We start from the raw sequence: 12,467 nt of genomic DNA, 5'->3' as shown, positions 1-12,467 counted from the left end.
GGGCAAAATATTTTTAGGGTTATACTTTTTCTAGATATGGAAAATACAGTCTATCTTGTCTATAAAGATGATCTGCTATTACTTCAAATATAATAAAATTAAGCACCTCTATAATTTCAACTTCATCTTTTTGAAACTTATCAATAAAAAGCTTAGCATTATTTATTAAATTCATATGAGATACTGCGTGATAATTCACTTCAGGATAACCTATTTCTCTTAAAACTTCTTCCTCATAATCAAAATGCTCCTTCAAATCATCCATAATCTTCATAAGAGATTCAAGTTGCTCTTCTTTAGTTTTAATGGAAAGTATCGATTCAAATATTTCATTAGAGTCGTCAAACAACTCCTTATGTTGAGCATCTATTCCTTCATGTCCTGATTCAAACTTCGATGACCATACTACCTTTAAAAAATCTGATGAATCTAGTACTTTTAATTCCTCAGCACGCGGCATCACCTTATTTCTTCCTGAATTTTTTGCTTCATAAAGAGCTTCATCTGCTTTTTGAACTAAATTTTCAGGTGCAACAAGGCTATGCTTATCAAAAGTAGCCACGCCTATACTAACTGTAACTACATCAGAGATTCTCGAATCCTTGTGCTCCATCTTCATAGCCTCAACATTTGCTCTTAAAGTTTCAGCCACCTTTATAGCTCCTATCTCATCGGTGTCTGGAAGCAGAACTACAAACTCCTCTCCTCCATATCTTGCAGCTATATCTGTAGCTCTTTTTATAGTTGTCTTTAGAACTTTCGCTACCATTTTTAGACACTCATCGCCTTGAAGGTGTCCATAAGCGTCGTTGTATAGCTTGAAAAAATCTACATCAATCATAATAATCGATAATTTTTCACCAGTACGCTTCATTCTAAAATATTCAAGCATAATCTGCTCATCTAAATATCTTCTGTTAGCCAGCCCTGTCATACCATCTGTAAGAGAATTTTTTTCAGCAACTTCCTTTTCCTTTTTAAGTTGCTGGGCTAACTCTGCAGCTGCAAATTCAGCTTTTTTCTTTTCTGTTATATCAACTATACTCGTTCTGAATCCCTTAAAGTCTTTTTTATCGCTAATTACAGGTCTCCAATTTATTAATATCCACTTGCAGCTCCCATCCTTACTTTTTATTCTAGCTTCTGAGCTACCACCTCTTTGTAGTTCAAGAGTAGTTTTAAATTTCTCGTCTAAAGTCTCTTGACTATCATCTGATATTAATAGATTTCTAATTAAATCATTCTTTGCAAAGCCTTCTTCTGCTGTAAACCCTGTAATGGCTTCAATCAAATCATTGGTCCAAACTAGTACTCCTTTTTCATCAAACCAAGCTTCCCAAGAAGCAGAGCTCATAGCAATAGTTTCAAACTTATTTTTACTTTCTTGAAGTATTTCCTCTATTTCTTTAAGCTCTGTCACATCTCTTACTATACCTATAATAAATTCTTCATCCTCTATAGTAATAGTAGTCACAGACATGCTCCCAATAAATTTTGTGCCATCTTTTCTTACAAAATTACTTTCATAGTGATTTAATCTTTTATTTATTTTTAAATCATTTGCAAACTTTGCTCTCGCCTCACTGTTTTCCCATATATTTAGTTCTAAAGTAGTTTTAGCAACTACTTCATCAGTATGATATCCTAAAGTATCTAAAAAAACTTTATTTGCAAGTACTATCTCTCCGTCAGACAGTTTTGATACTAATATTAAATCAGGACTCGTTTCAATTATAGTTAAAAACTTAAGTCTTTCTTTTTCTGCCTTCAGACGTTCTTTTTCTTCTCTCTCTACAAGATTTTTATTAATAAGAAATATTAGACCCAAAGTTCCTAAAGTGCACACTAAAAGCACCATAATATAGCTAAATATCAATATTATGTCGTAAATTTCGGGATGAGTTGGTAAAATAAAAATCACAATCGTAGCTCTAGTAATCCAGTAAAAAGCATTAATAGAAAAAGTTGCTATCATAAAATTCATATTATCTTTGTTGTCATCCGACTTGGATAAATAAAGTCTTCTGACTATTAAAACAGAAAAAACTAACAAAACTATAGATGTGGTTAACATGCGCAATACTGTAATCTCTGAGAATACAGAAAAGTATATTAATACTATAATTCCTGTGGCTAGAATTGTTTTTAATTTATTTACTTTTATATTTTTATTTAAATACGATTCAATTGCTATAAAAAAAGCTCCCTGACCAAAAATCGTAAGTGCATTTGATACTATAAGAGCTCCTCTATTTAAAGAAGGAAACGTCCTTAAATATATAGTCAACAAACCTACAACGCTAAGTCCCATCCCTAGAACCCACCACATTATAAACTGCTCTTTTTTATGCATTTTAACATGAAAAATAAGTGCTATAAATTGAAATACTATAGCAATAGTTATCCCTATTGTTGCACTGTATACATCAAAATTCAATATTCTACCCCCTTAAACTTATTCTTCCTCTATTTATAATTTAAAATAGTTTTTAACCATCTTTAATACTCAATTAATTAACTTTATAATTCATTCTACCATAATTTATCGGAATAAAACTGACTTTAATATATGTTTATAAATCACAAATCATATCCTCTATTTCAGAATTAAAATTCCTAATTTACCCTATAACGTTTTTTATCAAAAAAATAAAGAGGTGCAATACCACCTCTTTACAAATTTGCTGCAACAACCTGGTTTCTTCCATAATCCTTTGCAAGATATAAGGCTTCGTCAGCCTGCTGTATTAGCATATTGCATGGCAACTTTGTATCTCTATTAAACGTTGCTACTCCTACGCTTACAGTTACATAGCTAGAAACATCCGAAAGCTCATGTGTTATTTTTAGATCCTCAATATTTTTTTTCATGCTAGTTGCCATCATATGCGCTTCTTCTTTGCCTGTGTTTGGAAGCAGCACTACAAATTCTTCTCCTCCATATCTCGCAACCAAATCCGTAGCTCTTTTAACGCTGTTATTAAGTTCATTCGCAACAATTTTTAAGCATTCATCACCTTGCATATGACCATAGGTATCGTTATATAGTTTAAAGTAATCTACATCTATCATTATGATGGATAGCTCCATCCAAGTTCTTTTCATCCTTGCAAATTCATAGAAAATCCTATCCTCTAAATACCTTCTATTAGCTAGTCCTGTAAGTCCATCAGTCAAAGAATTCTTCTCCGCTATTTCTTTTTCGAGCTTCAACTGCTCTGCTAATTCTTTATATTTTCTTTCGCTTTCCAAAAGCTTTTTCTCTGTTTCTCTTACCTTTGTGACATCTCGGATAATAGATATTATATATTCCTCTCCATCAATACTCATTTTGTTGGCTGAAATACATCCAAGAAATTTACTACCATCCTTAGCATATAAATAGTCTTCATATTTTTCTATGTTTTCGCTATTTTTTATGGCATTTAGAAAATTGTCTCTTGAACATTGGTCTTTCCATATTTTTATAGATACAGTAGTCTCATCTAAAAGCTCTTCCATAGAATACTGCATTTTTTTCATAAAATTATTATTCGCTATAACAATTTTCCCGTCGCTTAGATTAGTAACAACGACAGAATCTGGACTAGTTTCTATTATAGTCATAAATTTTAACTTTTCTTTTTCTAACATAGAAGTTAGTCTTTGGTTTATAAGAAAAATCAATCCCAAGCTTCCTAGAACACATAGCATTAAGCTAGACAAATAGCTCATAACTATAATCATTTCATATAGTCTTGGAAATTTTGGCAAAACAAAATATACAGCCAAAATCCTATAAGTCCAAAATACAATATTAATCCAATTTGAAATTATAAAAAGATTAGAACCTCTTCTTATATCCTCTGATCTATTTTGATTAAGTAAACGTAAAGAAAATAAAGAAAATAGTAGCAATACTAGCGAATTGCTGATCATTCTTATTGTGATATTTTGAGAAAACACTGAAAAAATAGTTAGAAAAAATATAACTAATCCTAAATCCAATCGATAATTTTTAATCATATCTTTTGGTTTAAAATATTTTTTAAGAGATATATAGTAAAGCCCTTGACCTAAAATCAAAAGTAAATTATGCACCATAATAACATAGGCTTGTATATCTTCATTTCTCGCCAAAAAACTCGAAAAAAAACCTGCGATAACAAACCCTGTACCAAGTAGCCAAATCAATAAAAACTTTTCTTTTTTATAATCTCTTATATGAACAGCAAAAATCACAAATTGAAATACTGCTGCCGAAATTATACCTATCAGCACATTATATATATCTAATGTCATTTTTACCTCCATATATTTCCTTGAAATAATTGATAAACTATTGTCAATAGTTCCAGCAATTGGTAAATTATTTTTATCTTATTATTTATTGTATCATATTTTAGGTAACAAGCGCTAGTATTAAATGATAAAAAAGACCTATTTTTTTTAGGCCTTTACTGAATCTATTCTAAAAATATATTAATCATAACTCTTTACCACAGTGATTACAATATCTAGCATTTTCATCATTTAGTCCTTTGCAATTTCTACATCTTATTTTTATAGTCTGCGAATCATCTTTTATATTGTGAATCACATCCACTTCTTCTAGTGCATCGTTTATCATTCCACCAGCTTGTTTAGAATAAGGTTTTAAATCTTCTCTAGCTTGATTCGGGTCAAGAATTATACCACTCCCTGCTAGTCCTCTTCTTCCCACAGCCATAAGCACATTTCCTATCATTATCATAATCATCCCTATAACTGCATTCATAAACGGATTTCCACCGAAAGGATTCATCATAGATAGAACAAAGGTAGACATAAACATCATTATCCCTATCACCACAAGCACTAATCCAGTATAATAAAGTCCTTTTCTTTGTGATGAAATTTCATTTTTATCATTTTGCTCATTCATTAGTTAGTCCTCCTCATATGTAAGATTATTTTTAATTACAATCAAATTTAGCTAAGATACTCAAAATCTCTTCTCCATATTTTTCAGCTTTTTTCTCTCCAAATCCAGAAACCTTTACCAAAGCCTCTTTGCTTTTAGGATATTTATCAATTAAGTCATCCATTTGTTTATCATTAAAAATAAAATAGGGTTTTATATTTTCTTTTCTGCTAGTTTTTAATCTCATCTCTTTAAGTTCCGCCCGTAATTTATCGATATCTATAGTTTTATTTTCTAATTCTTGTTTTGGCTCTATATCATTTAAATTTTCTTCAACAGCATTATCAAAAAAGTTATTGTATCCACTGTTACTAAGGTAGGCTGAATTTGCTGATTTATTAATACTAGTATCTTTAGTTATGTTATCAATCCCAAAATCTTGTGCATAATCCACTCCAACTGCACTAGCAAATTCCTGATAGCGCTTTTCAAAAGAAGATTTACTCTGATTATGAAGATTCAAAAAATCATTAGCAATACTAAGCATTTGTTTATCACTTGATGCGAATTCCTTAGATTGATTTATATGGAATTTCATATGCTTTATTAGTTGGTCTGCTCTTATTACTTGGTCTTTGACATCCTTTTTAGCATATTTAGCATTTAATATAGTTTTGGGGTTCGATAAAACCACAATTGACTTATTAAATAAATCAAAAGTTTTATCTATCCCCATTTTAAATAAAAAATTATCATTAAATGAATCTTTTTTTACTTTCTTTAGTACTTCTAAATGTCTTTGATTTTGAGTTATAGGAGAATAAATACCTTCTTTAATTTGTTTCCCTTTGAAGGTATATTTTCTAAGAAAATTACCATTATTGTCTATTTCTATATCCCCAATTAAGTTTTTGCACTCAATAATAAAATTAAGCTTTCTTGTCACAACTATATAATCTATTTGTGCAGTCAAATCTTCAATTTCAATATTCACATCATGAAGCACATACATCGGTATCCCACTATTTCTTAATTCAAATGCTATATTTTTTTCTCCGAGCATTCCCCATGTGCAAATTTTTATTTCTTTTTCAATTTTGGATTTTATATCTCCAGAAGCTTTGTTTTCTAATAGTTTCAATTTTTCTATATAATCACTCGCTTCATTGCTTTCTCTTAGAAACTCCACTCTATCCATTTTATTAAATATATTCATTCCCTCTCCCCCTATCAATTATAGTTATACCATAAAATTCTACATTTAAAAGTTAAAGGAAAAAGACAAAATCAAAAACTATCAAGACCATTTAAAAGTGTACTTCAATCAAACTATTTTGGTATAAAAAAAGACCTGCTTCAAAAGCAGATCTTCGATTTATTCTATACGATTTTTGTAGTCCATGTCTCACAGTTCCATACATCAGATACTATATCTTGATAAAACTCAGGCTCATGGCATATCAAAAGTATGCTTCCTTTGTAAGCTTTTAGTGCTCTTTTAAGCTCATCTTTTGCATCTACATCAAGGTGGTTTGTCGGCTCATCTAGAACTAGTAGATTAGTTTCGTTGTTGATTAGCTTGCAAAGTCTTACTTTCGCTTGCTCTCCACCACTTAGCACCACTATCTTACTTTCTATATGCTTGGTAGTAAGTCCACATTTTGCAAGAGCTGCTCTTATGTCTCTTTGGTCCATAGAAGGGAATTCTCCCCATACTTCTTCTATACAAGTATTATAGTTTGCTTCCTTCATCTCTTGCTCGAAATATCCTATATACAGATAGTCCCCCATCTCAACTGAGCCAGAAACAGGTGGAATCTCACCTAGTATACTTCTTAGAAGAGTAGTCTTTCCAAGGCCATTGGCTCCCATAAGAGCTATTTTCTGTCCTCTTTCCATACGCAGGTTCAGTGGCTTTGAAAGTGGCTCATCATATCCTATCACAAGGTCTTTTGTTTCAAATATAAGCTTGCCTGATGCTCTAGACATTTTGAAGTTAAACTCTGGCTTAGGTCTATCTTTCGCTAGCTCTATTACATCCATTTTGTCTAGCTTCTTCTGTCTAGACATAGCCATATTTCTAGTTGCAACTCTAGCTTTATTCCTCTGAACAAAATCCTTCAAGTCCTCTATCTCTTGCTGTTGTTTTTTATAAGCAGATTCTAGCTGTGATTTTTTGGCTTCGTATACTTTCATAAAGTCATCATAGCTACCCACATATCTATCTAGCTTTTGGTTTTCCATATGATAAATTAAGTTGATTACACTATTTAAAAACGCCATATCATGGGATATCAAAATAAAAGCATTTTCGTATTCCTGAAGATAACGCTTAAGCCATTCTATATGCTGTTCATCTAAGTAGTTCGTAGGCTCATCTAGAAGGAGAATATCAGGTTTTTCTAGTAGCAATTTTGCAAGCAGAATTTTTGTTCTTTGACCACCACTTAAGTCGTTTACTTGTTTATCTAGCCCTATATCAGCTATTCCTAGTCCTCTTGCTATTTCTTCCACCTTTGAGTCTATAATGTAAAAATCGTTATGGTCCAAAATGTCCTGTATGTTTCCTACATCTTCAAGCATTATATTTAGCTCGTTTTCATCGACATCTCCCATTTTTCCATAGATTTGGTTCATCTCTTCCTCTAGGTCATATAAATATTTGAACGCGCCTTTTAATGCATCTCTTATAGTCATACCTTTTTCAAGAACTGTATGCTGGTCTAGATAGCCTACCCTCACACGTTTTGACCACTCTATGACTCCGGCATCTGGCTCAATCTGGTGAGTGATTATCTTCATGAAGCTGGATTTTCCCTCTCCATTGGCACCGATTAATCCTATATGCTCTCCTTTTAATAACCTAAATGACACATTGTCAAATATAGCTCTGTCTCCAAATCCATGACTCAAATTTTTTACATTTAAAATACTCATTAATTTTCTCCTTCTTTACATTATCCTATATTACTTTTTATAACTTTTTATCATCTACCTTATCAAGGTAGTCATTAATTTGCGGAATTACTGAAGCTATGGTTCCATCCACAAATGGATTCTTTAGATTTGCAACTTCCACTAGCTTTAGGAAAGACTCGCTTCCACCAGCTTCGCATAGTCTTACGTATTCGCTCCAAGCTTTTTCTTTATTTTCATTTTGCTTAATCCAGAATTGAAGTGCGCATACTTGAGCCAAAGTGTAGTCTATATAATAGAAAGGATTTGAAAATATATGTCCTTGTCTAAACCAGTATCCACCCTTTTCTAACAGCTCATTTCCTGCGTAGTCTCTCCATGGAAGATAATTTTTTTCTATTTCTCTCCACTTTGCTTTTCTTTCATCAGCCGTAGCCTCAGGATTTTCATATATCCAGTGCTGGAATTCATCTACTGTCACTCCATATGGAATGAATAAAAGCGCTGAAGCAAGGTGAGAGAATTTGTATTTATCTACATCCTTCTCAAAGAACAGCTCCATCCATGGCCATGCAAAAAACTCCATACTCATAGAGTGAATCTCGCAAGCTTCTAATGTAGGCCATACGTATTCCGGAAGCTTGAAATCTCTGCTTTTAAATACCTGAAAAGCATGTCCTGCTTCATGAGTTAGTACATCTACATCCCCAGAGGTTCCATTGAAATTCGAAAATATAAACGGCGATTTATATTTAGGGAAGAATGTACAGTATCCACCGCCATCTTTGCCTTTTTTAGCAACTAAATCAAGTAAATCATTGTCTCTCATATAGTTAAAGAATTCATCAGTATCAGCTGATAATTCCTGATACATTTTTGCTCCCTTGTCTATAATCCACTCAGGATTTCCTTTAGGCGTAGCGTTTCCAGTCAAGAACTCAAGAGGCTCATCAAAGTACAATAATTTTTCTAAGCCTAGTCTTTCTCTTTGACGCTCTCTTAGCTTTTGAGCTACTGACACTAGATGGTCTTTCACTTGTTTTCTATAGCCTTTTACCATATCGGCATCGTAGTCTGTTCTAGTTAGCCTTGCATAGCCTAATTCCACAAAATTTTTGTAACCTAATTTTGTAGCAATCTCATGACGTACTTTAACAAGCCCATCATATATTCTATCAAATTCTGCTTCATTATCTAAGAAAAATTTGCAGTAAGCTTCATTTGCAGATTTTCTAACCTCTCTATCAGAAGATTCCATAAAAGGTGTCATCTGAGCTAGGTTTCTTTCTTCACCTTGAAACATTATCTTAGCAGAGGCTCTAAGCTTTGTATACTGACTTGCTAGCTTATTTTCTTTTTGCATATCCTCGATTATCTCAGGTGAAAAAGTTTTTAATTTCGTCTGAGCTATATCAAATATATATGAACCCCATTTTTTTTCTAGCTCAGCTTTAAATTTCGAATTCACTAAAGCTTCATAGTATTTACTAATCAGTCCTTCATATATCGGGCTAATTTCGTCTATATAATCATTTTGTTTTTCATAGTACTCATCTGTAGTGTCTAGCGTATGTCTTACCTGAACTAAGCTCGCTGCCGTTTCAAAATCTCTTCTTATCTCATTTATTTTCTCCATAACGCTGTCTTGCTCTTCAAAGCTGTCAGCCTTTACAAACTTGTCCAAAAGAATGTTAAAATCAGCTTCAATTTTTGTCATATCAGGTCTTTCATAAGCATAATCTTTAAATCCCATAATATCTCCTCCTAGAAACATCTTATTTATAAGCTTTAAAACTATATTACTTTAAATAATTTATACATACAATATTATTTTTATGAATTGTTCAAATTATATGAATTTATAAAATTCCTAGTTCTTCAGCTAGTTCATTAAGATATGCCCATCTTTCCATCAGCTCTTCTAGTGATGAATTTAATCGTTCTTCTTCCTTTGTAAGCTCTGCTAGCTTGACAAAATCAGCTGCATTTTTTTCCATATCTATTTTTATCTGAGCAAGTTTGGTTTCAGTCTGCTCTATCTTCTCATCTATAGTGTCAAATTCCTGCTGTTCTTTATAGCTAAACTTAGTTTTTGCTTTCGGCTTAGCTTCACTGCTTTTATCTTTATCCTTAAGTGAGGATTTAACAGTCTCAGATGCTGTATCCTCTATAGTCTGTTTTTTCTTCTCACTGTAATCAGTGTAGTCACCAAAAGATATCTCTATATTACCATCACCTTCAAAAGCAAAAATTTTATCTGCTATTTTATCTAGGAAATATCTATCATGCGAAACAGTGATTACTGGTCCATTAAACTCGTCAATATAATCCTCTAGTATAGCTAGTGTCTGAATATCAAGGTCATTTGTAGGCTCATCCAATAAAAGTACATTTGGACCTTCCATCAGCACTGACAATAAATACAGCCTTCTTCTTTCTCCTCCTGAGAGCTTAGAAATAAACGACCACTGCATATCTCCAGTAAATAGAAATTTTTCAAGCATCATAGCCGCAGTAATCTTCGTTCCATCAGAGGTTTCTATATATTCGGCTTTGTTTTTTATATATTCTATAACTCTAAGACTAGTGTCCATATCTATATTTTCCTGAGAATAGTAACCTATCTTTATAGTCTCTCCGATTTCTATAGTTCCACTATCTAGGTCTAGCTTTTTAGCTATTGCGTTTAGTAACGAAGATTTCCCCTCTCCATTGTTTCCTACTATTCCTATTCTGTCACCTTTTAGCACTGTGTAAGTAAAGTTTTTTAATACTACCTTGTCTCCAAAGGATTTTGATATATCATTTATCTCAATTATTTTTCTGCCTAGTCTTTTTCCTGCCACAGATATATCTAGCTTTTCATCAGATGATTTGTCTATTTCAGTTTCAAGTATCTTAAATCTGTCTTTTCTAGCTTTTTGCTTGGTACGTCTTGCCTCTACACCTTTTCTCATCCAAGCAAGCTCGCTTTTATACAGGCTTTGCTTTTTTTCTTGGATACGCTTGTCATCAGCTTCTCTTTGAGCTTTTAGCTCCAGAAACTTAGTATAGGCTCCTTGATAAGCATATAGCTTGCCTTCATCTAGCTCCCATATTTTGTTTACTACTCTATCTAGGAAATATCTATCATGGGTAACCATTAAAAGTGCACCTTTTCTGTTTGAAAGATAGTCTTCTAGATAGGTTATGGTTTCATTGTCTATATGGTTAGTAGGCTCGTCCAGTATCAGTAAGTCACAAGGCCTAATAAGTGCACCAGCCATTGCAACTCTCTTTCTTTGTCCACCAGAAAGCTCTCCTATTTTTTTATCAAATTCCATAATACCAAGCTTCATAAGTACTGTTTTTGCTTCACGCTCTATCTGCCAAGCTTCATTCAAATCCATCTTTGCATTTAGCTCCATAAGCCTCATTTGAAGCTTCGTATCACTTGGATTTTTTTCAAGGCTCGAGCTTACATTTTCATATTCTCTTAGTAGCACCATAAGAGGCGAGCTTCCTTCAAATACTTGCTCTAAAACAGTAATCTCAAAATCAAAATCAGGATTTTGAGCTAGATATTCTATTTTTAAATTGCTAGATTTTATAAAGCTTCCTGCATCAGCTTCATCTATACCTGCAATTACTTTCAAAAAGCTTGTCTTTCCTGTCCCATTAATCCCGATAAGACCTATCTTATCGCTGTCATCTATGCCAAAGGCTACTTTATCAAATAATTTCTTTTCTCCATATGCCTTAGAGAGACTTTCCGTTGATAACAAATTCATAACATAAACTCCTACTCAAACAAATTTATTTAAAGTTCCTATTTCAATTTATACACTAACATTTTATTATACCAATTTTGTAAAGTAATTCATATATAAATCCAAAGAAAAACTCCCCCAGTTCTTATGAATGGGGGAGAATTAAACCTAGTTATTTGTCATTATCAAATCCTTGCTTTTTAAGTGAAGGATACACCTTAGGATAATAAACCCTACTATATAAATCCGATAGCTGTTTACTCCAGTTGGTGTCTTTTTTTCCTGCTGAGCGTTCAAGTAAATAATTATGGATTATATCGTCATATACATCAATGTCTATCATCTGGTCTTTATTATAGGCTTCGTTATGAACCACTGCTTGAAGAGGAAGTCTAGGCTTCTTTTCTTCTTTGCTTTCTGGAATTCCTATGCACAGTCCAACTATAGGATAAACATACTGAGGAAGCTCAAGCAATTCTATGACTTCTTCAGGCTCTCTTCTTACTCCTCCTATAGGAACTATTCCATATCCTAAGGATTCAGCTACTGCTATTGCATTTCCTGCGGCTAGTCCTACGTCTACAGAGGCTACCATAATGGATTCAACTGACTCTGTGATTTTCAATTCATTATCATTTTTCTTCGCTGCCAATTTAGCCCTATTATAATCAGCCACAAAAACTAAAAACACAGGCGCTTCTGCTACCCAGCTTTGGTCTCCTGTAAGCGAGGCTAATTTATCCTTTTTTTCTTGGTCCTTTACTAAAATAATACTCCACTGCTGACCATTTACAGATGAAGGAGCTGCTTGAGCTGCTCTTAAAATCATCTCAAGATGCTTTTCATCTACAGGGTCTTGTTTGTATTTCCTTATTGAGCGATGTTCAGTTAGCACGTCATACACATGAGTCATTTCATAT

The 12,467-nt window shown here is 32.9% G+C and carries 8 protein-coding genes; all 8 read right to left on the bottom strand.

All coding sequences use genetic code 11. From position 1 onward, the window contains the following. Nucleotides 1-19: 19 nt before the first annotated feature. The 8 genes from B5X47_RS12090 to B5X47_RS12055 all read right to left on the bottom strand — a co-directional run bounded on the left by B5X47_RS12090 (nucleotide 20) and on the right by B5X47_RS12055 (nucleotide 12,460). A complete protein-coding gene (locus B5X47_RS12090; protein ID WP_079590421.1) occupies nucleotides 20-2,437 on the bottom strand; it encodes a diguanylate cyclase in 2,418 nt (805 codons plus the stop codon). Nucleotides 2,438-2,673: 236 nt separating this feature from the next. Further along, nucleotides 2,674-4,281: a sensor domain-containing diguanylate cyclase gene (locus tag B5X47_RS12085; RefSeq protein ID WP_159446479.1), complete on the bottom strand. Its 1,608-nt coding sequence runs from the start codon at nucleotides 4,279-4,281 to the stop codon at nucleotides 2,674-2,676. A 184-nt stretch (nucleotides 4,282-4,465) separates the two neighbouring features. Further along, on the bottom strand, nucleotides 4,466-4,903 hold the full coding sequence (locus tag B5X47_RS12080; protein WP_079590417.1) for a zinc ribbon domain-containing protein: 438 nt from the start codon (nucleotides 4,901-4,903) through the stop codon (nucleotides 4,466-4,468). Between the two features lie 31 nt (nucleotides 4,904-4,934). After that, nucleotides 4,935-6,098 carry an HRDC domain-containing protein gene (locus B5X47_RS12075; protein ID WP_079590415.1) on the bottom strand — a complete coding sequence of 388 codons (1,164 nt, stop codon included), beginning with the start codon at nucleotides 6,096-6,098 and terminating at the stop codon, nucleotides 4,935-4,937. A gap of 164 nt (nucleotides 6,099-6,262) precedes the next feature. After that, nucleotides 6,263-7,819 carry an ABC-F family ATP-binding cassette domain-containing protein gene (locus tag B5X47_RS12070; protein WP_013362496.1) on the bottom strand — a complete coding sequence of 519 codons (1,557 nt, stop codon included), beginning with the start codon at nucleotides 7,817-7,819 and terminating at the stop codon, nucleotides 6,263-6,265. A 37-nt stretch (nucleotides 7,820-7,856) separates the two neighbouring features. Next, a complete protein-coding gene (locus B5X47_RS12065; RefSeq protein ID WP_079590413.1) occupies nucleotides 7,857-9,551 on the bottom strand; it encodes a M3 family oligoendopeptidase in 1,695 nt (564 codons plus the stop codon). A 106-nt stretch (nucleotides 9,552-9,657) separates the two neighbouring features. After that, nucleotides 9,658-11,568 carry an ABC-F family ATP-binding cassette domain-containing protein gene (locus B5X47_RS12060; RefSeq protein WP_079590411.1) on the bottom strand — a complete coding sequence of 637 codons (1,911 nt, stop codon included), beginning with the start codon at nucleotides 11,566-11,568 and terminating at the stop codon, nucleotides 9,658-9,660. 151 nt (nucleotides 11,569-11,719) lie between these two features. Next, nucleotides 11,720-12,460 carry an NADPH-dependent oxidoreductase gene (locus B5X47_RS12055; RefSeq protein ID WP_079590409.1) on the bottom strand — a complete coding sequence of 247 codons (741 nt, stop codon included), beginning with the start codon at nucleotides 12,458-12,460 and terminating at the stop codon, nucleotides 11,720-11,722. Between the last annotated feature and the right edge of the window lie 7 nt (nucleotides 12,461-12,467).

This window comes from Acetoanaerobium noterae (assembly GCF_900168025.1).
Taxonomy (GTDB): Bacteria; Bacillota; Clostridia; order Peptostreptococcales; family Filifactoraceae; genus Acetoanaerobium; species Acetoanaerobium noterae.
This window is presented reverse-complemented; position numbering and strand designations above follow the sequence as displayed.

What these genes read in the sequence shown, in the direction of transcription:
- B5X47_RS12085 (WP_159446479.1), bottom strand. Translation starts at nt 4,281, where the DNA reads ATGACATTAGATATATATAATGTGCTGATAGGTATAATTTCGGCAGCA.
- B5X47_RS12080 (WP_079590417.1), bottom strand. Translation starts at nt 4,903, where the DNA reads ATGAATGAGCAAAATGATAAAAATGAAATTTCATCACAAAGAAAAGGA.
- B5X47_RS12075 (WP_079590415.1), bottom strand. Translation starts at nt 6,098, where the DNA reads ATGAATATATTTAATAAAATGGATAGAGTGGAGTTTCTAAGAGAAAGC.
- B5X47_RS12070 (WP_013362496.1), bottom strand. Translation starts at nt 7,819, where the DNA reads ATGAGTATTTTAAATGTAAAAAATTTGAGTCATGGATTTGGAGACAGA.
- B5X47_RS12065 (WP_079590413.1), bottom strand. Translation starts at nt 9,551, where the DNA reads ATGGGATTTAAAGATTATGCTTATGAAAGACCTGATATGACAAAAATT.
- B5X47_RS12060 (WP_079590411.1), bottom strand. Translation starts at nt 11,568, where the DNA reads ATGAATTTGTTATCAACGGAAAGTCTCTCTAAGGCATATGGAGAAAAG.
- B5X47_RS12055 (WP_079590409.1), bottom strand. Translation starts at nt 12,460, where the DNA reads ATGACTCATGTGTATGACGTGCTAACTGAACATCGCTCAATAAGGAAA.